Annotated in this window: 24 protein-coding genes; 14 read left to right on the forward strand and 10 right to left on the reverse strand. The window is 67.5% G+C overall.

Annotated features, from left to right (window positions below; translation table 11 throughout):
- Positions 1–176: 176 nt before the first annotated feature.
- The 5 genes from ABZY89_RS03710 to ABZY89_RS03730 form a co-directional block, all read right to left on the reverse strand.
- On the reverse strand, positions 177–2,300 hold the full coding sequence (locus ABZY89_RS03710) for a glycoside hydrolase family 3 N-terminal domain-containing protein (RefSeq protein ID WP_355224743.1): 2,124 nt from the start codon (positions 2,298–2,300) through the stop codon (positions 177–179).
- Positions 2,301–2,404: 104 nt separating this feature from the next.
- Positions 2,405–5,083: a family 78 glycoside hydrolase catalytic domain gene (locus tag ABZY89_RS03715; RefSeq protein ID WP_355224745.1), complete on the reverse strand. Its 2,679-nt coding sequence runs from the start codon at positions 5,081–5,083 to the stop codon at positions 2,405–2,407.
- A gap of 10 nt (positions 5,084–5,093) precedes the next feature.
- Positions 5,094–5,993, reverse strand: coding sequence for a carbohydrate ABC transporter permease (locus ABZY89_RS03720; protein WP_355224747.1), 900 nt, complete (start codon positions 5,991–5,993; stop codon positions 5,094–5,096).
- A 1-nt stretch (position 5,994) separates the two neighbouring features.
- A complete protein-coding gene (locus tag ABZY89_RS03725; protein WP_355224748.1) occupies positions 5,995–6,879 on the reverse strand; it encodes a sugar ABC transporter permease in 885 nt (294 codons plus the stop codon).
- A gap of 86 nt (positions 6,880–6,965) precedes the next feature.
- Complete coding sequence (locus ABZY89_RS03730) at positions 6,966–8,273, reverse strand: extracellular solute-binding protein (RefSeq protein WP_355224750.1); 1,308 nt, start codon at positions 8,271–8,273, stop codon at positions 6,966–6,968.
- Between the two features lie 251 nt (positions 8,274–8,524).
- Between ABZY89_RS03730 and ABZY89_RS03735 the strand changes: the two genes are divergently transcribed.
- The 9 genes from ABZY89_RS03735 to ABZY89_RS03775 all read left to right on the forward strand — a co-directional run bounded on the left by ABZY89_RS03735 (position 8,525) and on the right by ABZY89_RS03775 (position 16,861).
- Positions 8,525–9,580 carry a LacI family DNA-binding transcriptional regulator gene (locus ABZY89_RS03735; protein WP_355224751.1) on the forward strand — a complete coding sequence of 352 codons (1,056 nt, stop codon included), beginning with the start codon at positions 8,525–8,527 and terminating at the stop codon, positions 9,578–9,580.
- A gap of 42 nt (positions 9,581–9,622) precedes the next feature.
- Positions 9,623–10,543 carry a LysR family transcriptional regulator gene (locus tag ABZY89_RS03740; protein WP_355224752.1) on the forward strand — a complete coding sequence of 307 codons (921 nt, stop codon included), beginning with the start codon at positions 9,623–9,625 and terminating at the stop codon, positions 10,541–10,543.
- On the forward strand, positions 10,530–11,276 hold the full coding sequence (locus ABZY89_RS03745) for an IclR family transcriptional regulator (protein WP_355224753.1): 747 nt from the start codon (positions 10,530–10,532) through the stop codon (positions 11,274–11,276). Before ABZY89_RS03740 ends, ABZY89_RS03745 begins: the two co-directional genes overlap by 14 nt.
- 76 nt (positions 11,277–11,352) lie before the next feature.
- Positions 11,353–12,309 (forward strand): PDR/VanB family oxidoreductase, encoded by a 957-nt coding sequence (locus ABZY89_RS03750; protein WP_355224755.1) that lies wholly within the window; start codon positions 11,353–11,355, stop codon positions 12,307–12,309.
- A gap of 24 nt (positions 12,310–12,333) precedes the next feature.
- A complete protein-coding gene (locus ABZY89_RS03755) occupies positions 12,334–13,542 on the forward strand; it encodes a cytochrome P450 (RefSeq protein WP_355224757.1) in 1,209 nt (402 codons plus the stop codon).
- A gap of 230 nt (positions 13,543–13,772) precedes the next feature.
- A complete protein-coding gene (locus ABZY89_RS03760) occupies positions 13,773–14,696 on the forward strand; it encodes a bifunctional DNA primase/polymerase (RefSeq protein ID WP_355224759.1) in 924 nt (307 codons plus the stop codon).
- Positions 14,693–15,019: a hypothetical protein gene (locus ABZY89_RS03765; protein WP_355224760.1), complete on the forward strand. Its 327-nt coding sequence runs from the start codon at positions 14,693–14,695 to the stop codon at positions 15,017–15,019. The genes ABZY89_RS03760 and ABZY89_RS03765 overlap by 4 nt, the downstream gene beginning before the upstream one ends.
- Positions 15,016–15,867, forward strand: a complete 852-nt coding sequence (locus tag ABZY89_RS03770; RefSeq protein ID WP_355224761.1) for a hypothetical protein — start codon at positions 15,016–15,018, stop codon at positions 15,865–15,867. The genes ABZY89_RS03765 and ABZY89_RS03770 overlap by 4 nt, the downstream gene beginning before the upstream one ends.
- Positions 15,857–16,861 carry a ParB N-terminal domain-containing protein gene (locus ABZY89_RS03775; protein WP_355224762.1) on the forward strand — a complete coding sequence of 335 codons (1,005 nt, stop codon included), beginning with the start codon at positions 15,857–15,859 and terminating at the stop codon, positions 16,859–16,861. The genes ABZY89_RS03770 and ABZY89_RS03775 overlap by 11 nt, the downstream gene beginning before the upstream one ends.
- An 80-nt stretch (positions 16,862–16,941) precedes the next feature.
- Here the strand turns inward: ABZY89_RS03775 and ABZY89_RS03780 are convergent, their stop codons facing one another.
- Positions 16,942–17,700 carry a helix-turn-helix domain-containing protein gene (locus ABZY89_RS03780; protein ID WP_355224764.1) on the reverse strand — a complete coding sequence of 253 codons (759 nt, stop codon included), beginning with the start codon at positions 17,698–17,700 and terminating at the stop codon, positions 16,942–16,944.
- 70 nt (positions 17,701–17,770) lie between these two features.
- Between ABZY89_RS03780 and ABZY89_RS03785 the strand changes: the two genes are divergently transcribed.
- The 5 genes from ABZY89_RS03785 (at position 17,771) to ABZY89_RS03805 (ending at position 21,323) form a co-directional block, all read left to right on the forward strand.
- Positions 17,771–18,070, forward strand: coding sequence for a hypothetical protein (locus ABZY89_RS03785; RefSeq protein WP_355224766.1), 300 nt, complete (start codon positions 17,771–17,773; stop codon positions 18,068–18,070).
- Entirely contained in the window at positions 18,051–18,569 is a 519-nt protein-coding gene (locus ABZY89_RS03790; RefSeq protein ID WP_355224768.1) for a DUF6879 family protein, read from the forward strand. The genes ABZY89_RS03785 and ABZY89_RS03790 overlap by 20 nt, the downstream gene beginning before the upstream one ends.
- Positions 18,550–19,404 (forward strand): helix-turn-helix transcriptional regulator, encoded by an 855-nt coding sequence (locus ABZY89_RS03795; protein ID WP_355224769.1) that lies wholly within the window; start codon positions 18,550–18,552, stop codon positions 19,402–19,404. Before ABZY89_RS03790 ends, ABZY89_RS03795 begins: the two co-directional genes overlap by 20 nt.
- Before the next feature lie 90 nt (positions 19,405–19,494).
- Complete coding sequence (locus tag ABZY89_RS03800; protein WP_355224771.1) at positions 19,495–20,169, forward strand: cell wall protein; 675 nt, start codon at positions 19,495–19,497, stop codon at positions 20,167–20,169.
- An 11-nt stretch (positions 20,170–20,180) separates the two neighbouring features.
- Positions 20,181–21,323, forward strand: a complete 1,143-nt coding sequence (locus ABZY89_RS03805; RefSeq protein WP_355224773.1) for a M23 family metallopeptidase — start codon at positions 20,181–20,183, stop codon at positions 21,321–21,323.
- A gap of 127 nt (positions 21,324–21,450) precedes the next feature.
- Here the strand turns inward: ABZY89_RS03805 and mftF are convergent, their stop codons facing one another.
- Genes mftF through mftD form a run of 4 tightly spaced genes read right to left on the reverse strand, consistent with a single transcriptional unit; the run spans position 21,451 to position 25,662 of the window.
- Positions 21,451–22,929 carry a mycofactocin biosynthesis glycosyltransferase MftF gene (mftF, locus tag ABZY89_RS03810; RefSeq protein WP_355224775.1) on the reverse strand — a complete coding sequence of 493 codons (1,479 nt, stop codon included), beginning with the start codon at positions 22,927–22,929 and terminating at the stop codon, positions 21,451–21,453.
- Positions 22,926–23,732, reverse strand: a complete 807-nt coding sequence (locus ABZY89_RS03815) for a mycofactocin-coupled SDR family oxidoreductase (RefSeq protein WP_355224777.1) — start codon at positions 23,730–23,732, stop codon at positions 22,926–22,928. The genes mftF and ABZY89_RS03815 overlap by 4 nt, the downstream gene beginning before the upstream one ends.
- The gene (mftE, locus tag ABZY89_RS03820; RefSeq protein WP_355224779.1) at positions 23,729–24,400 is read right to left on the reverse strand and encodes a mycofactocin biosynthesis peptidyl-dipeptidase MftE; all 672 of its coding nucleotides are present in this window, start codon (positions 24,398–24,400) and stop codon (positions 23,729–23,731) included. Before mftE ends, ABZY89_RS03815 begins: the two co-directional genes overlap by 4 nt.
- Positions 24,397–25,662 carry a pre-mycofactocin synthase MftD gene (mftD, locus tag ABZY89_RS03825; RefSeq protein ID WP_355224780.1) on the reverse strand — a complete coding sequence of 422 codons (1,266 nt, stop codon included), beginning with the start codon at positions 25,660–25,662 and terminating at the stop codon, positions 24,397–24,399. Before mftD ends, mftE begins: the two co-directional genes overlap by 4 nt.
- Between the last annotated feature and the right edge of the window lie 7 nt (positions 25,663–25,669).

The following is a 25,669-nucleotide window of genomic DNA, read 5'->3' on the forward strand; positions in this document are numbered from 1 at the left end:
CACCGCTGTTTAAGGCGCAGCCGAGGTTGGGATCTACACGGTGATGTGCAGACGTGGTACTCGATCGCAGATGTCCGTCGATGGGCCGCGTCTGAGTCGGGAGCGACTCAGGGGCGACCAAGACGTTCAACGCACCGTTCGACTTCACTTGCCGGCCTCGCTGCTTGGCCAGAAGGTCAGCGTCCGACGTCGTCTGGTGCCTCCGAGACTTCCGCGCGACGGCGGACGCTTGTTAATAGGCCAGACGACAGTGCGTTGGCGGGAGCGTCGAAGAGGCGTCGGATCGGCATGTCGCCGATCATTGTCACGGCCTCGGGATTGGTGATGAATTCCACGGTCGCGCCGCTCGGGTCAGCCAGGGCGGCCTCATCGACGAGTGCCGGGCCAACCACCGCGTGACCAAGCCACTCGCGAAGCGTTGACCCTTCGGTCAGCGCGACCTCGGGACTACGGGAATCGATCTGCACGCGCGCCGACTGGCGCAAGTCGCGCGAGGACGCACCGACCGAGATCTGTGCTTCCCCACCGTCGACGCACCAACCATGCAGTCGGTCATCCCACCGCGCAAAGGCCCGCCAGTGGACGGTGACGTCGACGGCGATCTGATCACCCGGTTCCAGGTGGTGCCTGCCGAAGCTGCACAGTGCACGGCTGGGAACAGGCACGGGAGCCGCCGAGGGCGTGGCGTAGACCTGCCAGACATCTGCGCCGGCGCGACTCCCGGTATTAGTCAGGGTGAACCTCACGCGTACGTCATCGCCGGCTCGAGTGACCGTGAGATCGCCGTAGTGGAACGCGGTATAGCTCAAGCCGTGGCCGAACGGGAAGGCGATCTCGCCGCCGGTTCGGTCGTAGCCGCGGTAGCCGACGAAGACACCCTCGCCGTGGAACGTTCGGCCGCCAGCGCCCGGGAAGTCGAGATACGTCGGAGTGTCGGTGATGTTCATCGGCATCGTCTCTGGCATCCGCCCAGACGGGTTCCTCGCCCCGAAGATGATGTCCGCAAGAGCTTCGCCATAACCCTGTCCTGGTAACCACGCCTCCACGAGCGCCGCCGGTCTCGATGCCCAGTCCCCGCCCGCGAGCACGCCGCCGTTGTTCAGCACGACGACCGTGCGGGGATTCGCGACGATCAGTCGGCGGATGAGCGCGATCTGATCGGGTGGCAGCTCGATGGAGGCTCGGTCGTGACCCTCCGACTCAGTTTCACCCGCGACGAACATGACGACGTCACGCACACCGGTCGCTGCCTCGACCGCCCGGTCGGCATGTTCATGTTGCGATCCTTGGGTGCTTCCATAACCCGGCTCGTAGTGCACCGGTCGCCCCGTAACGGCCCGAATAGCCGCCAACGGCGCCTGCACGTCTCCGACGCCCACCCCAGAGCTGCCGCCACCTTGGATTCGCGGGTCGATAGCAGCGAGACCTATGACCAAGATCTGCTCCTCCCCGCTAATTTTCAACGGAAGCACCCCGTCGTTGCTCAACAGCACCATCGCCGCAGCGGCCGTCTCGACTGCGAGCCGATGGTGATCGGCCGCGTCGGCGGGTCGAGAGCCCTCAGTCGCGTTCGAGCGCCCGGCAAGCTCGGCTATCCGCCGCGCGCTCGCCCGCACGCACTCTTCGTCAAGGTCGCCGGCCTCGACCGCTGCGAGGAGCTTGTCGCGCGAGGCCGTGCCGGTGCCGGGCATCTCGAGGTCGAGGCCAGCCTCAAGAGCGCGTACGCGGTCCTCGACGGCACCCCAGTCGGAGATGACGACGCCGTCGAAGCCCCACTCTTCCCGGAGGATCTCGGTGAGGAGTCGGCGGCTCTGCGAGACGTACTCGCCGTTGACGCGGTTGTAGGAGGCCATGACGGCGGCGGGGCGCGCGGTGCTGACGATGTGCTCGAATGCCGGCAGGTAGATCTCGCGCAGGGCGCGCTCGGACAGCTCCGCGCTCACCCGCATCCGGTCGGTCTCCTGGCTGTTGACTGCGTAGTGCTTGACGCAGGCGCCGACCCCGGAGCTCTGCACTCCCTCGACGAAGGCCGCACCGATGTGCCCGGCCAGGAGCGGGTCCTCGGAGTAGTACTCGAAGCCGCGGCCGCCGAGCGGGGAGCGTTTGATGTTGACGCCCGGCCCGAGGAGCAACGAGGCACCGTTCGCCTTGGCCTCGGCGCCGATGGCGGCGGCAACCCGGCCAACCAGCTCGGTGTCCCATGTGGCCGCGAGCGCGGTGGCGGCCGGGAAGCAGGTGGCACGCACCTTGCCCGACCAGTCCGGCAGGTTCATCGCGAGTCCGGAAGGACCGTCGGACATTCTCACGGAGCTGATCCCACGTTCCGGCAAGGCGTGGGTGGAAGCCATGTCTGCGCCGCTGAGCAACGTGGCTGCCTCGACGAGGGTGAGGTCGTACGCGGCCGTCATGCGGTTCGCCGGTTGTTCTGGTCCGGCTGCTTCGCCAGCGCGGCCTCCATCTCGAGACGTTCCTCCGGATCATGGATGTTCCAAGTCCGACTGGGTTTCGGATCGTCGTCCGGTCGACGGTATCTGCAGCCGAAGCGGTGCGTTCCCGAGCCGACGGTGACCGGTCCCTCGCCTGAAGGCAGGGTGACAGTGGCCCGTACGCCGACAGGGACCGTCACCTCGAGGTCGAACCGATTTCCGGTGCGCCTCCAGGAGGTTGCGATCCGACCGTAGGGAGAGTCGTGCGCTGCCGTCGCATAGGTCAGACCGCCCGCGGGTCTCGGCGCGACTGCGACGGCTGCGTACCCGGGCTCGCCGGGTGCCAGACCAGCGACCACGCGGTGCATGAAGTCCACCACGGCACCGAGCGCGTAGTGGTTGAACGAGGTCATCTCCCCCGGGTTGACCGTGCCGTCCGGAAGCATGCTGTCCCAGCGCTCCCATACCGTCGTCGCACCCATCGTGACGGGATACAGCCACGACGGACACCGCTCCTGGAGGAGCAGGTGGTAGGCGGTGTCGACGCTCCCGGTGCTGGCCAGCGCGTCGCACACCAGCGGTGTTCCGATGAAGCCGGTACGGATCAGGTGGTCACCTTGATGGACCAACGTGGCGAGGCGTCTCCCGGCATCGAGGCGCTGCTTCTCATCGACGAACAGGTCGAACACGATAGCGACCGCGAGTGCGGTCACAGTGTCGCTGACCACCCTGCCCGAGGGCGCCAGGTACTCGTGCTGGAAGGCGCTCTTCGCCCGCGAGGCGATGCCACGGTAGTGGTTTGCCATTTCGTCCTCGCCGCAGATCTCGGCCGCGCGCGCAACGAGCCGGGCCGTGTGTGCGTGGTAGGCGGTAGCGACGAGGTAGGGATCGGTGGCGGAGTCTCCGGGTCGCTCGGGCGGCGCGTGCGGGTCGAGCCAGTCGCCGAGCTGGAAGCCGGTGTTCCACAGCCCGGTGCCGCCGGTCAGCCGGTCCACCTGGTCGACCCAGTCGGTCATCGCAGACAGATAGTCGCGAAGGATCGAAGCGTCTCCGGTCCGCTCGTAGAGCACCCAGGGAACGATCACCGCTGCATCCCCCCATCCAGCCGACGGGTCGGCGGGGAAGCCGCAGTCCAGCCACGGATGGAAGTTGCGCACCGACCCGTGCTCGAGCTGTTCGGCACGGAGGTCATCGAGCCAGCTGCGCAGGACACCGGTCGCGTCGTACAGGAAGCTCGCAGCGGGCGCGAAGACCTGGATGTCGCCGGTCCAGCCCAGCCTTTCGTCGCGCTGCGGGCAGTCGGTGGGCAGCCCCACGAAGTTGTCGCGCATGCTCCACACGACGTTGTCGTGAAACCTGTTGAGCAGCTCGTGGGATGACGCGAACGAGCCGCGACGGACCATGTCGGAGTGCACGACCAGGGCTTCGACCCGCTCGGCTGGATCGAGTCCCTCGGGCCATCCTTCGATCTCGGCGTACCGGAAGCCGTGCAGCGTGAACCGTGGGGTCCAAGTCTCCGAGGCCTCTCCGGCGAAGGCATAGGTGTCGATGGATGTTGCCGAGCGCAGCGGCCGCGTCGCGAGCTCATCGTCCTCGAGCACCTCGGCGTGATGGAGCTCGAGTACGTGACCGCGCGGTGCCGTTGCGGTGAACCTGAGCTTCCCGGAGATATTCTGCCCGAAGTCCAGACGTACGCGACCGCCTGGTCGGCGCTCGATGCTGACGGGTCGCAGCGTCTCGATGACCCGGATGGGCGGCGCCGCGGCCGGGACGAGCTGTACGGCGGGCTGCCGGGGCACCGAGGTGGTAGGAGACCAGCCGGTGTCGTCGTAGCCGGGCGTCGCCCAGCGGCCGGCAGCACGGCGCTGATCGTGGACCTCTCCTTCGTACAGGCCGGTCGATGTGATCGGTGCGGGCGCCCAGGTCCAGGTCAGTGGAATGACCGAGACGGTGCCGTCGGCCGAGGTCGCCTCGAGCTGGACCAGCAGGGCGACGTCCCTCCCGTATACGTCCCACAGGCCGCCGTTGAAACCGAGCCGTCCCCGGAACCAGCCGTCGGCGAGCCATGCGCCCAGCGCGTTCCGGCCGGGATGGACGAGTTCGTCGAGGTCGTAGGTGCGGTAGACGAGGCGATGGTCGTAGGAGGTCCAGCCCGGCGCGAGCACGTCGTCGGCGACCTCACGCCCGTTCACGAGCAGGTCGTAGACGCCTCTGGCGGTGGCGTACGCACGGACGCGTGTCGTCTTCTCGGGTAGATCGAACTCGGCGCGGAGCAGGTAGGCGGGCCGTGGCCCGGACATCGACGCTTCCTGCGAGGGCGACACGAACTCTGCGCTCCACGCGTCCGTCGGGAGGGCGACCTCGACGGTGATCGTCTCGGACCACTCGGTGGGTTCCTTCTGGTCCTCGAGCCAGATCCGGACGCGGATCTGGGCGCGTTGTCTGGGCCGCAGCGTCAGCGAGCTCCACTCGACCAGCTGCGAGCGGCCGGACATCGTCTTCGCGCGGTGGGTCGCGAGCCCCTCACCGGAGCACTCGACCTCGTATGCGACCTGGGTCGCGCCAGGCTCGGCGTCGACGATTCGCCAGCTCAGCCGGGGCCGGTTGTCCCCGATCCCGATCGGATCGTCCAGATGCTCGATCCGGAGGTCAGTCACGCCTGCCATCTCAGCCCTTCACCGATCCGGCCGTGAGGCCCTTCATGACCCGCTGGTTCAGGAACAGGTAGAGCGCGAGCGTGGCCAGAACATTGATGGAGATCGCCGCGAAGGTCGGGCCGTACTGCACCTGACCGAACTGTCCGGTGAAGTTCAGCAGACCGACCTGGACCGTGCGCAGTTCGTCGCGGTTGGTGAACGTCAGTGCGATCAGCAGGTCGTTCCAGATGAAGAAGAACTGGACGAGGGCGACCGTGAAGACGGCGTTCTTCACCAGCGGCACACCGATGGAGACGAACTGCCTGAGCATGCCGGCGCCGTCGAGGGTCGCGGCCTCGAAGACCTCCCGCGGGATCGAGCGGAAGAACGTCGCCATCATGAACACCGTGAGCGGGAGCCCGATCGCGGTGTAGGTGATGATCAACGGCCACAGTGACCCGGTGAGACCGGTCTTGAAGTAGATCGTGAAGAGCGGCAGCAGGATCATCTGGCCGGGAACCATGATGCCGGCGAGGAACAGCAGCAGGATCGGCCCGCGGCCCTTCCAGACCATCACCTCCAGTGCGTACGCAGCAGCGACCCCGAGCGCGATCGTGAGCAACAGCGACGGGAAGACCGCCAGGACGCTGTTGCGCATGTAGATGTCGAGATGGCCGTCTATCCAGGCTGCGCGGTAGTTGTCGAAGTTGGCCCAGTTCTCCGGCAGCGCGAAGACGGAGTTGTTGAGGAACTCGTCCTGGGTCTTGAGCGAGCCCAGCACGAGCCAGACGAGCGGATAGACAACGACGACAAGGAGACCCGCGATGACGATCCAGGTCGCGATACGGCCGAGGCTGAGTCGCTGGCGGGGTCGTCGGGCCCGAGTGCGGACGACGCCGGTGTCGCCATGGAGAGCGGTGGTGGCTGCCATCTCAGGCCTCCGTTCGATCGCGGCGAGCTGAGCGGAAGATCGCCAGGGTGACAAGTAGGCAAAGGGTCGAGAGCAGCAGCGCGATCGCGCTGCCGTAGCCGTACTGCCCGTAGGTGAAGGACGTTTGGAACATGTACAACGTCAGCGGTGTCGTCGTGTTGCCGGGACCGCCGGCGGTCAGCGCAAGCACGGAGTCGAAGACCTTCAAGGTCCCGTTGATGCTGAAGATGATCGAGGAGAGCAGCACCGGCGCGCTGAGCGGCAGGACCATGTGGCGTACCAGCTTGAAGCCGGTGGCGCCGTCGACTCTCGCGGACTCCAAGATGTCCTCCGGGATGTCGACGAGCCCGGCGTACAGAAGGACCGCATAGAAGCCCATCGACCGCCACGCTTCCATCAGCACGATCACGACGAAGCCCGCGCCGCCCGATCCGAACCAGTCGACGGGGGCAAGTCCGACGGCGTCGAGAAGCTGGTTGACCGGTCCCATCTGGGGTGCCGACTCGAAGAGTTGCTGGAACAGCAGCGCGACGGCCACGGTGGGTAGGACCACAGGGAAGAAGACGAGCGTGCGCACCAGGCTGGAGCCCCGGCGCAGCACGAAAGTGTAGAGCAGGGCCAGCCCATACCCGAGCGCGACCTGGACCATCGTCAGCACGACGGCGAACCTGACGGTGAACCACAGTGCGTCGCGCACGTCGGGATCGATGAAGAGCTCGCGAAGGTTGGTGAGGCCGACGTACTCGAAGCCGTTGATGGCGTTGCCCTCGAAGAGGGTGTAGCCGAACGACCATCCGACGGGGAGGAGCATCACGACGCTGTAGACGAGCAGCGCCGGTGCAAGGAGGAGAACGACGATGCGTTTGTCTCCGAGTATGCGGTTCATCTGTTCCTGACTTCTCTAGGTCTGTCGCTTGCCGAGGGGCATCGGCGTGGGCGCCGACGATCGGCGCCCACGCGGGAGTGCTCGGCTCAGCCGAGGTCGCCCTGCACCGAGGCCATGAACTCCTCGGGGCTCATGTCGCCGGTGACCAGCCGCTGTGCGTTGGTTTGACTCGTCGTCGTCGCCTTCGGGCTGAAGAGCGCCTCGAACCAGAGGACGGTCTCGTCCGTCTTCTCCGCCTGCTCCTGAACACCCTTGGTCAGGGGCGGGAGGTCGCCGACGTCGCCGTTGATCTTGAACCCGCTCAGGACGCCCTGGTCCTTGAGGGACTCGGCACCGAAGTTGTCTGCGATGCACTCCAGCCATGCTTTGGAGCCGTCGTCGAACCTCTGCTGCGACATCGCCAGTGGGGTGCCGACGTTGGCGGCGAGCTGGCTCGCCGATCCGGCGCCGCCCTTGACCTCGGGGAACGGCAGGAAGCCGATGTTCTCCTCCCCGATCTGGTTCTGCTTGGGGTCGTTGAAGTTTGCCAGGGCCCAGCTGCCCATGTAGTACATGCCGGCCTTGCCGGTGAGGAACTGGTTGAGGGCAGTCGTGTAGTCGATCGAGCCGACCGAGTCCCCGAAGTAGCCCTCGGCACCCAGGTCAGCGACCGCTTTCGCCGCGCCGACGTACTCGGCATCGGTGAGCGAGGCCTCGCCGTCTGCGACCTTCTGCATCGCGTCGGGCCCGACGGTACGGAAGAGGTAGTTGCCCACCAGCCTGGTCACCGGCCAGCCGTCCTTCCCCGCCGCGGCGAACGGCGTGACACCGGCGCTCTCGAGCTTGGCAGCGGCCGCGATCAGGTCGTCCCAGGTGGCAGGCGCGGTGATCCCGTTGTCGGCGAAGATCTTCTTGTTGAACCAGATGCCCTCGACGTTGAACTCCGTCGGCAGCACGATGTGCTCACCGTCGTAGATCGCCTCGATCGTCGACTGTGCGGCCGGGAGGATGGCGTCGTCCTTGCCCAGGCTCTCGAGCTCGTCATCGATCTTCACCAGGTGACCGGCATCGTTCATCTGCTGCACGATCTGGGGGCTGTTGCCTCCGGAGAAGATCGACGGGAGTGCACCCTGGCCGGCGAGGAGCTGGATCTGCTGGTCATAGCTGGCCTGCGGCTGGGTGGTCACCTTCAGCGGTGCCTCACCCTGCTGGTCCGCGCAGGACCCTTTGCCGAGGGCGTCGAAGGTGTCCTTGATCGCGGTGTTCTCAGCGAGCGAGAGATAGTCGAAGTCCGAGCTCTCCTCGTCACCGCTGCCGCCAGAGCCGCCCGAGCAGCCGGCGAGCACGAGCGCTCCCGCGGCCGCGATCGCCAGGGCCATCGGGGCCCGACGGCGTGCTGTTGCGCGTGCGTTCATCGCACATCCTCTCTGTGTAGCGCTGCCGATTGAAGCGCTTCAAAGCGAGACCGTAGGGTGTGGCGACCCTCACACACAAGAAGTTCCGACTACGTTTCACAAACTCGAATGAGGCCTATTCGCCGAACGAATACCCAAGCCGCGGAAACGTCAGACAACATCACCCGAACCCGCGGTTGAAGCGCGTCAATCCCGGTGTCGTCGACGCGGCATCGCGCCGTATGCTTCCTGCTGACCGAAGGAGAAGAGCGATGGGTACGCCACAAGAGAAGCGATTCCACGGCCGGACGCGCGCGGGCATCGGAGATGTCGCCGCCCTCGCCGGTGTCGCCCAGGGCACGGTGTCCAACGTCCTCAACCACCCCGACCGAGTCTCTCCCGCGACGCGGGACAAGGTCGAGCGCGCCATGGCGATGCTGAACTACGTACCGAACCAGATCGCCCGCTCGCTCGCAGTAGGTGTCTCCAGCTCGGTCGGGCTCGTGCTCTCGGACCTGAGCAACTCGCTCTTCATCGACATCGCACGCGGCGCGGAGACCGCGGTCGCCGCGTCCGGCGGGAGCCTGCTGCTCGCAAACACCAACAGCGAGCTCGAGCGCGAGCAACGCTGCCTGCAGATGTTCGCCCAGAGCCGCATCACGGGCGTGATGATCACCCTCAACGACGCCAGCCACTACGCGGCGATCGCCAAGGTCGCCCCACACACGACGCCGGTGGTCATGCTCAACTATCGCGCCGACACGAACCACTTCTGCTCAGTCTCGGTCGACAACGAGCTCGGCGGATATCTCGCGGCACGACACCTGATCGGCATCGGCCGTCGGCGGCTCGCGTTCGTCGGCGGACCTGACGAGCTGACTCCTGTCCACGACCGTGAGCTCGGCTTCTGGCGGGCAGTGAAGGAAGCGGATGTCGCGGCGGAGGTGCTCCGCCCGAAATCCGTCAACCGCGCCGACGGCTGGCACATCGGAGTTGGCCTCGCCGATCGAAGCCCCGGCGATCGACCGGACGCGGTGTTCGCGGCCAGCGATCTGCTGGCGGCAGGCATCCTGCAGGCCCTCGCGTCCCGTGCGGTGAAGGTTCCCGAGGATGTCGCGATCGTCGGCTACGACAACAACCAGGCGGCCTGGGACAGTCCGGTTCCGATAACGACGATCGCTCAACCAGGCGAGGAGATGGGCCGCCTCGGAGCGGAGATGGTCGCGGAGGAGGTCAGGGCCGAAAACGGCACCGCCCACCATGCCCACCGAGCTCAGGTGCTTCAGCCGCAGGTCGTGGCACGCGAGAGCACGACCCGGTCACACTGACGTACGGCCCATCACGCGATCTATGGTGCATGAGTGAGAGCGATGTCACTTCGAAATCTCGACCTGAACCTGCTCGTCACCCTTGATGCCCTCCTCGAGGAGCGGAACGTGACGAGAGCCGCGGGCCGGCTCAGCCTCAGCCAGCCCGCCGTGTCGACCGCGCTGCAGCGGCTCCGCAGGCACTTCGGGGACGAGCTGCTCGCACGTGACGGCAACCGCTACGAGCTGACACCGCTGGCCCAGCAGCTGCGGGAGCCGACCGCATCCGCACTGGCTGGTGTGGAGCGGGTGTTCGGGGCTAGCACCACCTTCGACCCAGAGACTGCGACGCGCGAGTTCACCGTGATCGTCTCCGACTACGCCGCCGCGGTGCTGGGCGACAGGCTCGCCACGGTCACTGCCGAACGAGCACCAGGGGTCCGGCTGCGCCTCAAGGCCCAGTCCCACTTCGACGTCAACCACGCTCCCGAATCGCTCCGGTCCGCTGACGGAATGGTGCTCCCCCACGGGTTCCTCACCGACGTTCCTTCCCAGGACCTCTACGAAGACAGCTGGGTGCTGGTGGTGTCACGCGACAACGCCCTGGTCGGCGACGTGGTGACCCTGGAGGATCTCGGCCAGATGCCGTGGGTGATGACCCACCATCAGCCGACCGCGTTCACGCCGGCGGCGCGCCAGCTCAGCATGATCGGCATCGAGCCAGAGATCCAGGTCGTCGTCGAGAGCTTCCTGCCCGTCCCCTTCTTGGTCGCCGGGACGCCAAGGGTCGCGCTGCTCCAGCACCACCTCGCAAGCAAGCTCTCCGATGCGGCCGGTGTACGCGTTCTCGACTGCCCGTGGGATGTGGTCCCTTTGGTGGAAGCGTTCTGGTGGCACCCAGTCCACCGATCCGACCCAGCGCACGCGTGGTTGCGCGACACCTTGATCGAGGCCGGCAGGCTGGTGACCGGTGACCCGTCCTGAATCGGCCGATGGGGTCCTGAGCCGTGCCGTACGACTCCTGGAGTGCTTCGATGCCCGATCCAGCGAGCTGACCGTCACCGATCTGTCACGCCGCGCCGGGCTGCCGCTCTCAACGACGTCGCGGATGGTTGCCGAGCTCTCCCGGCACGGCCTCCTGGCCCGGTCGGAGGATGGCCGTAAGGTCCGGGTCGGCGTACGCCTGTGGGAGCTCGGCTCGCGTGCCGCGCCGACGCGAGGGCTGCGCGAGGCGGCCCTCCCGTTCATGGAAGATCTGCACGCGGTGGTCGGCCACCACATCCAGCTCGGGGTCCTCGAAGGTCGCGAGGTGCTGTTCCTCGAGCGACTCTCGGCACGCGAGGCCGTCGTGAACGTGACCGAGGTCGCGGGCCGGCTCCCCCTCCATGCCTCCTCCGCAGGGCTGGTCCTGCTCGCCCACGCGCCGGCCGACGTCCAGCAAACCGTGCTCAGCGAACCACTGCGACGCTTCACGGCGGCCACGATCACCTCACCCGAGCAGCTGCGAACGACGTTGGCGGAGATCCGCCGTGTCGGACACATCCACACACCGGGCCACATCCGCGAAGCTGCCGCCGGGGTTGCTGTGCCGGTCCGAGGCCGCGGCGAACATGTGGTTGCGGCGCTGTCAGTAGTGGTCCCGAACGAGGAACTCGCGATCCGCACCGTGCCCGCCCTGCACGCCGCTGCCCACGGGATCCACCGCGCGATGTCGTGACCGACGCCACACAAACCCTCTCACTCAGTGGAAGAACCCTCGATCAACTAGTGGCGTCCACCACACACTCACCGTCATGGTCACGTCCTCCACTACGGGCAACAGCGTCCGGGTTGCCGCCAAGAGAACCATCGCTGACGGAATCTGTGAACTGACGCTCACCGACCCCTGCGGCCGGCACCTTCCCGACTGGACACCCGGCGCACACCTCGACCTGATGCTGCCGGGCGACCGCGTGCGGCAGTACTCGCTGTGCGGTGACCGAGGCGACGCCCACAATTATCGCGTCGCGGTGCTGCGTGAGCGCGACGGACGTGGCGGGTCGGCGTACATCCATGACGTCCTGGGCGAGGGAGACCTCCTCGGGATCGGCGGCCCGCGCAACAACTTCCGGCTGCGTCCGGCGAGCCACATCCTCTTCATCGCCGGCGGCATCGGCATCACCCCGATCCTGACCATGGTGCGAGCCGCCGAGGCCATGGGTACGTCCTGGGCTCTCCTCTACGGCGGCCGCTCGCGCGACACGATGGCCTTTGTCGGCGAACTCGAGCAGTTCGGCGACCGTGTCCAGATCGTTCCGCAGGACGCGGCAGGACTGCCGGATCTCGAGGCCGCCATCGGTGACCTTCCCGCGGGTGCGAGCGTCTACTGCTGCGGGCCGACCGGCCTGCTCGAGGCCGTAGGGCACGCGTGTGAGGTGCTACCTGCCGGGAGTCTCCGGTTGGAGAGGTTTGTCGCCCAGCCCCCCGTCGCTCCGGTCCGGCGCACCGGCTTCACCGTCGAGATCGCGTCGTCAGGCACCGTCGTGGAGGTCGACCCCACCCAATCCATCGCCGACGCGCTCGCGGCAACCGGAGCTCCCGTCCTGACCTCGTGCAAGCAGGGCATCTGCGGTACCTGCGAGACCGGCGTACTCGCCGGCGACATAGACCACCGCGATTCTCTCCTGTCCGACGAGGAACGCCGGCGCGGCGACGTGATGTTCGTCTGCGTCTCCCGCTCCTGCAGCGACCGCCTCGTCCTCGACCTCTGACCCATTCCGACAACTGGAGACGACATGCTGACCGCCGACCACCCCCGATCCGCCGCCCCGATCCTGACCGACGACCCGTTCGGACGCGAGGTGCTCACCGATCCGCTCCCCTTCCACGAGCGCCTCCGCGAGGCAGGCCGGGTGGCGTACTTGCCCCAGTACGACCTCTTCGCCATGGGCAGATATGACGACGTCCACGCGAGCCTGACAGACTGGCAGACCTTCCAGTCGGCTGCGGGGGTGGGGATGTCCAACTTCCGCAAGGAGAAGCCGTGGCGTCCGCCCAGCCTGCTCTTGGAGGCCGACCCGCCCCACCACGACGCGCCCCGTGCCGTACTCGAAGAGATCCTGAGCCCGCGCCGGCTTCGCCATCTGCATGCGCAGTGGCTCGCCGACGCCGAAGTGCTTGTCGACGAGATCCTGGACCGCGGCGAACTGGACGGCGCGCATGACATCGCTGACGTCTTCCCGCTGCGGGTATTTCCCGACGCGGTCGGCCTGCGCCAAGACGGACGCGAGAACCTGCTCCCCTACGGAGACCACACGTTCAACTCCTTCGGCCCGCCGAACGCACTTGTCCAGAAGGGCCAGGACCACCTCGGAATGACCTCCGCATGGATCGCAGCCCAGTGCGGACGTGAAGCGCTCGCCGCGACCGGCTTCGGCGCCGACATCTGGGCGGCCGCCGACCGCGGCGACATCACCCACGAGATGGCGCCCCTGATCGTTCGGTCACTCCTCACAGCTGGAGTCGACACGACCGTCCACGGCCTCAGTGCCGTTATCCATGCCTTCGTCGAGCATCCCGACCAGTGGGACCGGCTGCGGGCCCAGCCCGGACTCGCGCGAGTGGCGTTCGACGAAGCCGTCCGGCTGGAGTCGCCAGTCCAGACCTTCTTCCGGACGACTACGAGGGATCTCGACATCGACGGAGTAGTCATCCCCGACAGCCAAAAAGTGCTGCTCGTCCTTGCCGCGGCGAACCGCGACCCTCGCCACTGGGTCGACCCTGACCGCTTCGACCTGTCACGCGATCCCTCCGGACACGTCGGGTTCGGCATGGGGATACACCAATGCGTTGGCCAGCACGTCGCACGGCTCGAAGCCGAAGCCGTCCTGACCGCGATGGCCCGTCGTATCCGTCGTGTCGACGCGGTCGGCCCAGCCGTACGCCACCAGAACAACACGCTACGAGGATGGAAGTCCATCCCGATTCAAGTGGTCCCCGTCTGAGGAGTGCGCGGCACCTGCAGTCGTGCTTATGCATGGCCTGACTGGCCGACGACAACGGGAGGATGGCCCCTGTCTGAGGCGGCCAAATCATTCAGCCGACCGTACTTCGCGATACCGGGGGAGCATCCACTTGACCTGCTGGAACGTCGGTTGCTCCCTCACCTTTTGACCGGAGGTGCAGCCCGCATAGGTAGGAACAGAGGCAGGCGCCATGGCCAATCGTCGATTGCATGGACATCTCGAACCACAGTCCCTCGCCTTGGCTGACGACGGCGTTCCGCGACGCCGCACGTTCTTTTGACCTTCCGTCCGCGGCGATCACGCTGGCGCTCGCCCGCGTCCCTGTCTTCCCGTGCGTCCCCGGCGGCAAGCAGCCATTAACGGCGCGCGGCTTCCACTCCGCAACATTCGATCCACACCAAGTTCATAGATGGTGGACACGCACGCCGGACGCGAACATCGGCATCCCGACCGGCGCGACCTCGGGATTGGTCGTGGTCGACGTCGACGTGCACCGCGGCGGCGATGGGTTCCGCAACTTCTCCCGCGTCACCGAGATGGGTCTCACCAGACGGTGGGCGTGGATGGTGCGTACGCCCTCGGGTGGCATGCATGCCTACTTCGCTGCCGCTCACGATGTTGAACAGCCGTGCTGGTCAGTCCCATCTAGGCACATCGACTTCCGTGGCAACGGCGGCTACATCGTCGCGCCGCCGTCGGCGGTGACGATCTCGGACGGGAGCACCCGGCCGTACTCGCTCATGAGCTTTGGGCACCACGCCGGAACCGTCGACTCTGTCGGACTCCACCGCGTCCTCGCCCCACCCAAACCGCCACCACCGCGAAAAGGTCCACCTACCAACATGCCTGGCTCAAGGTCTTCTCCCGATCGCCTCGCGGCGTGGGTTGCGAGGCGCCCCGAGGGCGCCCGCAACGGCGGCCTCTTCTGGGCTGCCTGCCGGATGGCGGAGGCCGGGCACGACTTCACCCAGACCTTCCAACTCCTCGGCGGCGCAGCACAGTCGGCCGGTCTCCCTGACACCGAAGCATTCCGGACGATCAAGTCGGCCTACAGAATCGCCAGCCGGCTCGGACCGAGCAACGCCCCCGCGAGTCGCCCAGGCCCTACGAGACCTGAGGGGGTGGCGATGTGAGTGCCGAACCCGTCCACGACACGAAGGACCACGGCACTGAGCCGACACCACTGGCGGTGCACCGAGACCCGTCCCGAGGCCAGGCCCAGTCGGGCCTGATACCGATCTCGAAGAGCGGCATCGCCTGGGTACGTCCCAGTGACCTTCCCACCATGATCGCCGGCCGTGTGATCGGACGGGGACTGGACCTCAAGGCCGAGCTCGTACGCCGTGCCAAGCACCCCACACGACCGCGCGCACCCCTGCAGCAGACCACGAGGGCCGCGATCGCAACGCCCGAGCCGCCGTCAGCCACGCACCGGCACGGAGGGATCTCGCTATGAGCCTGGACTTCACCACCGCCAGCGGGCTTCGGATGCTCCTCACCGAGCTGCACTACGCCGGCCCGGACGCCTGGCGTCATGACCCTGACGCGGCTGCTCTGATGCGGTACTCCACTGACAAGTACGCCAGTCTCGCGACCAAGCACGGCCTCGAGCCCGACGATGCGGCGTACGCGGCGTTCAACGTGCTCCGCACCGATGCGGTCCGGAAGGCCCACGACCCATGGGCCGTCACCACTCGAGCAGTACAAGTCGCCCTCATCTACGACGAGCGCGCCAACGGCCTGCTGTGCTCCACCCACCAGGCCCGCCGCGCCGAGATCTCCGCCCATCACGACGCCGATCGGTTCGGCGATCACGAAACCTCTCTACTCGACTACCACCCCGCCTTCCACGTCCAGTCCGAGGTGGACAACCTCGATGAGGAGGATCCGGAAGCGCCACAGGTGACCGTTCACGACGCATTCGAGATGACCGTGAGGCTCTTCACCGCGCTGGGTTGGCCTGAACATGCCGTCCGGCACGCGATCACCTACGTCTCCTCACGTCTCATGGACTCCGGTAACCGCGCCACCACACATGAAGGGCTGCGCAAGGACCGGCTCGCGCTCCGTACGCTCGACCTCACCCAGTCCGGCTGGACGACGCTGCTCACCACGATGCTCGGCAACCCCCGTCCCGAGCACGAGCACACGCGACGCGGTCACGGGATCTGGTACCGCTTCCTGCTCGGCGAGACACCGGCAGACCTGCTCCACGAGGACGACCTCGTCCACGCCATCTCGGCATCGGCGCCCACCGTCGACCCGCACTCGCGCCTGGAGAGGTTGCTTGCCGATGTCTCCTGAGACCCATGCAGAACGCACCCTCGATGCGATCACCGTCGGCGTACGCCACCGCAAGGACCTCGGCGACATCGACGAGCTCGCCCACTCCATCAACGAGATCGGCATGCTCCAGCCCATCACCATCACTCCTGACGGGGTCCTCGTCTGCGGCCACCGCCGCCTCGAGGCCGTACGCCGCCTCGGCTGGCGCACGATCAAGGTCTGGATCCGCTCCGGCATCTCCAACCGCCTCACCGAGCTCCTGGCCCAACAAGACGAGAACAGCCTTCACAAGCCCCTCGCCCCCACCGAACAAGCCGACCTATACACGGAGCTCAAGGCCTTGTACGCCGAGGAAGCCCAACGCCGCCAGGAGGCAAGCCGATTCGGCGGGGACGACGTGGACAGCAGCGCTTCTTCGGCCGGAGAGAACGGTTCCGGTGACTCACCGGAACCGTCACCCAACTCCCGCGAGTCCCGCTACCAGGCCGCCAGGATGGTCACCGGGTCCGGCTCCTACCAACGGCTCGACCACATCAAGTTCCTCCGAGCCGTCGCCGCCGACTCGTTCCAACCACCGACCGTCCGTGAGCTGGCCGCTGCCGAGCTCGCTGCCGTTGAAGCGGGTAGTCCGGTCGAGCCCGCTTATCGGAAGGTCCAAGCGGCCATTGAGCTAGCTGCCCATCCATCCGGCAAGGACGACAACCTCGACCGCCTCGCCACCGAAGCGTTGGCTCGGGTCAAGCAGACCAAGGCTCGCCGCGGCACCAAGAGACTGCCCGAGCCATCGTCAGGCCAGCATCATCCCGAGACGTCGCCGCGGTACCGCTCTCTCCGGTCCTTCCTCCTTACCTGGGCAGAGCTACAGGGTTGGACCGCTCATTACGACTTAGACGAGCTCGCTCGCCAGATCTCTGACGAGGAGTACGCCCGCTTCGACCGAGTGATCTCGGAATCCGTCGCCTTCCGCGACCGTCTCGGCGCCATGCGCCGAGCAATCCACGAATCCGCGTGACCGTCGCGCCTCCGAGTTGCAGCCGCCGACCCACCCCACCGTTTGTGAATGGGCCGGCGACCGGTTCGTGGGATCAGTGTCTACTCGAAGGCCCCGATCAGATCGGCCGCTCGTGCGGCAGCCTCGTCGATACATTCCTGGTCAGCCAGACACACGCGCAGGCACGACGCGGCGACCACGCCCTCGATGGTCTGGCTGATCCGGTGCCCGTCGGAGCGCATCCCGATGACGACTTCGACCAATTGCAGCAGCAACGTGCCGAGCAGGTTGCCCTCCGGAGTCATCGCCGCGTCCGGACGAGAAGCCGCGACCTGTCCACCCAATCGGGCATAGGCGGCCCGGAGCTCCTCACGCGCTGACCCGAACGGGCCGAAAACCTCCTTGCGCTGCACCTCCGGCAGTCTGCTCAGCACCCCGGCGTTGCGTGGCGCGGCGGCGAGCGTACGCACGTCGAGCACCACCAGCAGATGCAGCCGCACCTCAGGCCCCGCGTCGGTCTCGGCGCCGAGGATCTCGATCTTCTCGATCCGGTCCAGCGTGGGCCGGATCGATCGCTGGAGCAGCTCGCCGAGGATCTCCTCCTTGCCGGATGGGAAGTGGTAGTAGATCGAGGCTTGTCTGATCCCGACGGCCTCGGCGATGTCCCGAGTCGAGGTCGCCGCGAATCCCCGGTCCACGAACAGGCCTGCGGCGATGTCGAGGATCTCCTCTCGCGGCTCCATCCACGATCGCCGACCACCGGCCATCTGGGGCAGCACGCGTGGACGACCTGCCCGACGGGCGACCAGCTCACCGCGCTGGATGGTCGGATTCTCGGCGCCCCGCATCGCGTTCGTCATGTCCGATGACGCTAAATCCGGGCGGGCACGCGTCGGAAGAATGTTGCGAAATGTTGCGAGGTGAGATGTATTGACGCACACTGAGCGCGCCCCGAAGATGGAAGAGATCGAGCAACAGATCGCAACCATTCAGACAGGTGGGAAGACCATGCAGCTAACGTTCATCGGCAAGGACCCGGAGTCGAACCCGACCGGGTCACCGACGATCTACCGCACGGAGACGGGATCATGGGTGGTCCAGGGCTGGGTCGTCGACGACACCGACGCACTGGCCCAGATGAACATCCCCGAAGGCGAGACCTGCGTCGAAATCCCCGACAGGATGCTTCAGTTCTTTGGACAGGGAGACCGTGGCTTCGATAACCGATGACGAGTTCGACGACCTGCTGCGCAGCTTCACCGACAGTTCCGTCCACCTAGAGACCCGCGACGCTTACGGCACCGCAGTCGAGCTCCCCTACATGGCCAAGTGGGCAACTGGCGAGCACGACGACCTGGCCTGGCTCAACGACTGGTGCACCACCCTCAAGGAACACACCAACGCCGGCAAGACCGTTCGACGCGCTCGGATCGTGTCTGAGCCGTTGAGCGACTACCAGCGCTGGTCCTACAGCATCGCACAGCCGATGGTCGACGCCGGCGAGGACATCCGCTGGGTCCCCCGCCGCACAGTGTCGTCGGTCGCAATCCCAGGCAACGACTTCTACCTGTTCGACAACGAGCTGGTGGTCTTCCTCATCTACGCCGGCAACGGGCTCGGCGTCGAGAAGATCACCTCAACCGACCAGCACGACATCCATCTGTGCCGAACGGCGTTCGAGAACGTCTGGAAGCACGCCATCCCTCACCGTGACTACCAACCTGTCTAGCTCAGCGGCCAAACAAGCTCGGCAAGCACTCGGCCAACGGCTACGCGACATCCGCAAGGACGCCGGCCTCACGGCCCGAGCGCTTGCCGAGCTGACCACGCAGCACTACACACGCATCAGCAAGATCGAGAACGGCGTCCAATCCCCCACCGACCAAGACATCCGCGACTGGTGCACCGCATGCCAAGCCGAGACTCAGACCGCGGACCTGATCGCGACCCAACGTGCCGTCGAGTCGGCCTACCTCGAGTACCGACGCCAAAGCCGCGCCGGCATGAAACGAGTTCTGGGCGCACACACCCTCAGCCGCTATGACCAGACCACGGTCTTCCGCATCTACGAGCACAACGTCATCCCCGGCCTCTTCCAGACCCCCGACTACGCAGCCGCCATGCTGGAGTTCTGGATCGACTTCCTCAACACCCCCAACGACGTCGACGAGGCAGTCGCCATCCGCGTCCAACGGCAGAAGGTCCTCAACCAGCCACGCAAACGCTTCTCTGTGCTGATCGAGGAACAAGCACTCCGCACCTGGTTCGGCACAGCCGACACCCAAGCCACCCAACTCGAGCATCTCATCGAGATCTCGACCGTTCCCAACGTGTCCCTCGGCGTCATCCCGCTGATGACCGAACGCCAGGCCGTCGCCTCGGCCGGCTTCTGGATCTTCGACGACGCCCTGGTCGCCCTCGAAACTCCCACGGCCAGCATCGAGGTCACCCAGCCCCAAGAGATCCATCTCTACACGCGCATGTTCGACGTACTCCAGAACAGTGCCGTGCACGGCAACGACGCACGCGAACTCATCCGCGCAGCAACCCCATCGCGAACATGACCGCCTAACGGTCATAGGAGTCGCATCGCCTCGGCGGCGGGACACTCGGCACACCTCTTCGCAGACCACTCGGACTGCCAGGAGGCCGCAATGCTCGCTCCCCACCTCGCCAATCTCGCCCGCAATAAGGCCGCGCTCGCTGCCATTGCCGCTGCCGTCACGTTGGGTTGCGCAGGAACGGCGATCGCCTTCGCTGGTGACGGGACTGATTCGGCACCGCGGCCGCGTTCTTCGGCGGCGTCGCAGGACGGCTCAGCCACAGGCTCGACGGAAGTGGCCCCGGTCGACCAAGTCATCGAGACCAGCGACCCAGCAGCCTTTGCGGTCTCGGTGGCACAGGTCTTGTTCGCCTGGGACGCGACCGAGTCGACGCCGCTCAACGAGTACACCGGGCGCCTGCTCGCCGTCGCCGACCCCAGCGGCGAGGAGTCAGCCGGCCTAGCAACGGACCTCACGACGTACCTGCCCTCACCCGAATCCTGGGAGGACCTGAAGACGTACGAGACCCGGCAATGGATCGACATCACCTCCTTCGAGGTCCCCGATGGCTGGAACATCGCACAGGACAACGCAAAAAGTCCCGACATCGCCGCAGGCACCACCGCCTACACGATCACCGGCCTCCGCCGACGCTCCGGCATCTGGCAAGGCGAGACCGCCAAGACGGTCGACGAGGTCTCCTTCACCATGTTCATGACCTGCAAACCGACATACGACAGCTGCCGGCTGCTCCGCCTCTCCCAGCTCAACAACCCGCTGCGATGACCGGGCCAAGCATGCGCCTCGCACTCATCGCCGCTATGTTCGCCGCCATACTCCTCTCCCCCGCCGCTTGTCTCTCGAGCGTCGCGATCGTCGTACAGGCGGTAGGCCTACCGCGCGGCAGCTGTGGCGATTCGATCGAGATCGGAGACGTACCCGATCACCTCACTGCGCGCACCACCAGCGGCACCACGATCACCCTCGACCGCACCCAGCTCACCCATACCGCAACGATCGCCACCATCGGCAGCCGCATACCCGGCGTCGGCCGTGAAGGAGTACGCATCGCCCTCATGGCGGCTCTGACCGAGTCGAGCCTGCGGATGCTGGCCAACACCAGCGCTTGGCCCGAATCCACCCAATTCCCCAACGACGGCAACGGCGCCGACCACGACTCACTCGGCCTGTTCCAGATGCGCCCACTCGCCGGCTGGGGCACCGTCGCACAACTCATGGACTCGACGTACCAGGCACGCGCGTTCTTCGGTGGGGAGAACGGTCCCAACCGCGGCTCACCGCGCGGGCTGCTCGACATCCCGGGCTGGCGGCAGCTCCCACCGGGTGCGGCCGCTCAGGCCGTCGAGGTCTCCGCGTTCCCTGATCGGTACACCCAGTTCGAACCCGTCGCCGACGCGATCATCGCCGCCCTCGCCAGCCACACGGACGGCCAGCCGGCGAAGGTCACCGAGACCAGCAGGATCGTCTTCCCACTTCCCAAGGGCACCTGGAGTGCGACCAGTCCGTATGGATGGCGCACCGATCCGGTCACCGGCGCCAGTTCCCTCCACACCGGCAGCGACTACGCCGCCCCGCTCGGCACCACGATCCTCGCCATCAGCGACGGCACCGTGACCTACGCCGGCTCGCATCCCTCCGGCTACGGCCACCTCATCCTCATCAACCACACCATCCGCGGACGAGAGGTCAACTCCGGCTACGCTCACATGTACGGCAACGGCATCCACGTACGCGTCGGCGACGCGGTCACCGCAGGTCAGCACATCGCCGACGTCGGCTCCGACGGCAAGTCCACCGGGCCCCATCTCCACTTCGAGATCCGGCTCGACGGCCGCTCAACAGACCCCACGAACTGGCTCAACGATTCCCGGCTTGCAGGCCAGCCCGTCCTCTTTCACTGTTCTGACCGGGTATTTTAGGCTTCGAGATGCTCTACTGATAGTTCTGGAAGTAGAGCAGGGTTTGCATCTGGCACCTGCTTGAGGACCGGCCTAACTCCGAGTGCCGCTTGGAGGACCGACCTGACCGTCTCGTTCTCGTCGCCGATCAGGTGCCCATAGGTGTCCCGACGCCATCAAGATTCGCTGGCCTCGGAGACGACTGACTCCGACTACTGGGGCGTTGGGAAGGCCGGCGGACGAGGCGCGGGGTGAGGCACTGCGCGGACCGGGATCTCGCGGCGCCGAGCCAGAGTCCGGCACCGTAGGCGAGGTCGTCGAGGCGGCGGCCGATGAGGGTCGTCGGCCGGACGTCGGTCTCGTGAAAGGCGACGGCGGTGTCGACGACGAGAGCGGCGAGCACCATCCGGCGTACGGTGCGGCTGAACAGGCAGGCCACCAGCGTGAGTGGCCACCAGTGGCGCAGCAGGAGCGCCGACTCCTGGCGCAGCGACCAGCCGAGTCCTCGGACGGCGAGGCGGGCGGCGAGGCCACGGCGGCCGGGGACGTCGGGCAAAGCCTCCGAGACGACGCGGCCGCCCCAGGCCAGCGAGGCGAGCGCCGCGGGCGCCGACCACCAGCGGCCGGCGAGGATCGCGGCTCCGGCTGCGGCCATGGCCGGGGACAGTACGGCAGGGGCGACCGCAGAGCCGTGCCGGCGGCCGAGCTCGGCACCGCCGGTGCCGTAGACCAGCTTTCGACCGAGCCAGCCACGGATCGTTCCGCGAACCTCGTGCAGCGCTTCGAGATCGGGCGCGTAACGGACCACGTGCCCGGCCTCGACCAGTCGCCAGACCAGGTCGACGTCCTCACCGACGCGTAGGTCACCGGCGAAGCCATCGACCTCTCGCAGGGTCGAGGTGCGGGCGACCAGGCAGGCCGACGGCAGCCAGCCGACGGCCGCACCGGGGCGCACCGAGCACGCTCTGGTGCCGAGGGAGAGCGAGGAGGCGGCCATGTCGTGGCGTTCGAACCACGCCGGCCGGGCCTTGTCGCTGTGCCCCCGAACCAGTGGCCCCACCAGTGCGACCCGAGGGTCGGCGAGATGACCGGCGAGCTGGGCGAGCATCTCCGGGGCGGCGGCGACGTCGGAGTCGACGAAGGCGACATAGGTGGTGGCGACCCGGGCCAGCCCAGCGTTGCGGGCGCCGGCAGGTCCCACGTTGTCGGTGAGCGCGAGGAGGGTGGCGCCGTGGCGGCGTACGACCTCCGCGACAGCCTCTGGGTCCCGGGAGGCGTCGTCGACGACGATGACGCGGAGCACACAGGGCCCGCTCAGAGCAGCCAGGCAGCGGTCTAGGAGCTCGGGCCGGTCGTGGGCCGGGACGACGACGGTGAGCTCGGCCCGGTCGGCGGGCGTCAGGTCCGCGGGATCGGCGAGGTTGCCGTCGAGCAGGCGGCGAGCGATGACATCAGAGGTGGCATCGTGGACCCGAACCTGCCTGCCGGCCACACGGTCGGCAACCGTGGACGCCAGGCGCATGGACCGCAACGGGGAACCGCCGACCAGCGACAACCCACCGTCCGCCGTGGGCACGAGACGTACGTCATCGCGCACCCGCACCGTGAACCCATCCGGCAGCCTCATCCGCCGAAGCCTCCGTCGGCGGCGACGACCGAGCCGTTGAGCACCGCCCCGGCACGCGAGCAGGCGTGCACGACGGTGGCGGCGACCTCGTCGGGCGTGAGCAGGCGGCGCAGAAGCTGGTGGGCGGCGAGATCCTCCGGGCCGACCGCATAGAGATCGGCGGTCGCAGCGAGCATCGCGGTGTCGGTGGAACCCGGCGAGACGGCGCAGGCAGTCACGCCCGTGCCGGCCAGGTCCGCGGCCAGGCCCCGCACCAGACCGACCACGGCATGCTTCGCGGCGTTGTAGGCGGCGAGATGGAACAGCCCGCGCGAGCCCGCGGCGGAGGCGAGCGCGACGAACCGGCAACCGCCGGGATCGGGCCCCGCGAGCATCACGGGGACAGCCGCCGTCGCGGTGTTCCAGACACCGGCGACGTCGATCTGCCACTGCAGGTCGAGCGAGGTGTCCTCCCACAACGGGCGCCCGCCGGCGATCACCGCCGCACCGGCGACCGCGACGTCGAGCCGCCCCCACGTCTGGTTCGCCGCGCCGACCGCCGCGGTCAGCGCCGCCGGATCCCGTACGTCACCGACGACCGGCTCGACCCAGCCCGCCGGCAGCGAGGCGACCAGGGTGTCCAGGTCGGCCTTCGTCGCCTGGCGATAGCCGACCGGAGAGTCCTCCCCCACGCACCAGTCCAGCGCGACGACACGTACGCCCCCGGCCACCAGACCACGCACCGTCGCTGCGCCGATCCCGCGCGCGGCGCCGGTCACCAGCGCGACCCGTGTCGCCGCTGCGCGCGCTGGTTTGGGCTTCATCGGGCCGCGGCTCCGATCCGGAGCCGGTCGTAGGCAGCGACGACCATCGCCTCGAGGATGCGCTTGCCCTGCTCGGCGCTCGCTCCGGTCGGGTCACCGAGAACGCCGTTGGCCGAGACGGCTTCGACGCCGCCTGCCCGCATCGCCGGCAGCAGGTCGGTGATCGGGCGGGTGTTGCCGGGGACGGCCTGCCGCAGACGTACCCGTTCGGGGGCCAGGTGCAGCATCAGCGAGGTCTCGGTCTGGCCGGCGTGCGGATCCGCGTCCGGGACCTGACAGGGCACCCAGGAGACCTCTCTTCCCTCGGCGCGAAGGACCGCGACGGCGGCCGTGACCGCGTCCAGGTTGCCGCCATGGCCGTTGACGAAGACGACCCGGGAGGCCCAGGTGGTCAGCGAGCGGCCGAGCTCGACGAGGACCGAGGTCAGGGCCGCGGTCCCGATCGAGATCGTCCCGGGAAACGACTGGTGCTCACCGCTGGCACCGATCGGCACGGCCGGGGCGACGGAGGCGCCGATGAGCGGGGCGAGCTCGTCGGCGACCGCGGTCGCGATCACCGTGTCGACGTCGAGCGGCAGGTGGGGCCCGTGCTGCTCGGTGGAGCCCACCGGCACCAGGACCGTGCCGCCCGCCACGATCTCCGGCCAGGGACGGTCGACCAGGCTCACGGCCGGTCCAGTGGTCGGCCCGATGGTTGCCCGAGCGCGAGCTCGAAGCCGTCGGGGATCACCAGGTCCTCCGGGGTGAGGTCGTGGATGGAGGCCTTGCCCATGCCCAGGACCGCGGAGTCGAGGCCGTTGCGGAGGATGTCGAGGACGTTCTCGACCCCGGCCTGGCCGTTGGCGCCCAGGCCCCACAGGTAGGCGCGGCCGACCATCACCGCACGCGCGCCCAGGGCGAGCGCCTTGGCGACGTCGGAGCCGCGGCGTACGCCACCGTCGAGGAGCACCTCGATCTGGTCGCCCACCGCGGTGGCGATCGGGCGCATCACCCGGATGGTGGCCGGGGTGCCGTCGAGGTTGTTGCCGCCGTGGTTGGAGACCGAGATCGCGTCCACGCCCGCGTCGACCGCGCGCAGCGCGTCGTCGACCCGGCACACGCCCTTGAGCATGAACGGCTTGCCCTGACCAGAATTGTCGGCAGTCAGGTCCATCCAGGTGGCCACCATCCAGGCCACGTCGTCCCACGACGGCGGCGGCGTGGTCATCCACTCGTAGTAGGCACCGAAGAACGTGGGCGGCTCCCCCAGGCTGCCGTCGTCGGCGATGGGTGCCAGGTTGGGGGCGGTCAGGTCGGGGATGCCGCCGCTGCGTGCGTAGGCCGCGAGCCATCTCCCCCGGCTCATCACCTCGGGTGCGAACCTGAGCATCGCGGAGAGGTCGACCTTCTCGGGGATCTCCGGGCTGCCCCAGTCACGGCCCATGGAGAAGGACCAGTCCAGGGTGGCGATCAGCGCCTTCGCTCCGGCGGCGTGCGCCCGGCACATCCGGCGGATCATCACGTCGCGGTCACCGGTCCAGTACATCTGGAAGAACGTCGCCGCGTTGGCCGCCACGACCTCCTCGACCGACTTCGAGGCGAAGTTGGACAGCCCCATCACCGTGCCCCGAGCCGCCGCCGCCCGCGCGACCGCGACCTCACCGTCGGGATGGACGGCCTGTACGCCGGTGGGCGAGATGATCACCGGGAACCCGATCTCCTGGCCCAGCACCGTGGTCGACAGCTCGCGCTTGTCGTGATGGCCGGCCACGTGCGGCGCCAGCCCGAGGTCGGCGAACGCCTGCTGGTTGTCCGCGATCGTCTGGCCGCGCTCCGAGCCGGCCAGCAGCGCCGCGTACACCGGCTTCGGCAGCCGCTTGCGGGCACGCTCCTGCGCCACCGCGACGGACTCGAACCACGGGTTCTGCTTCCAGGGGTTCTTCCAGGCCATGTCTGTT

Origin of the sequence: Nocardioides sp. NPDC006303 (assembly GCF_040613175.1) — a bacterium.
GTDB lineage: Bacteria > Actinomycetota > Actinomycetes > Propionibacteriales > Nocardioidaceae > Nocardioides.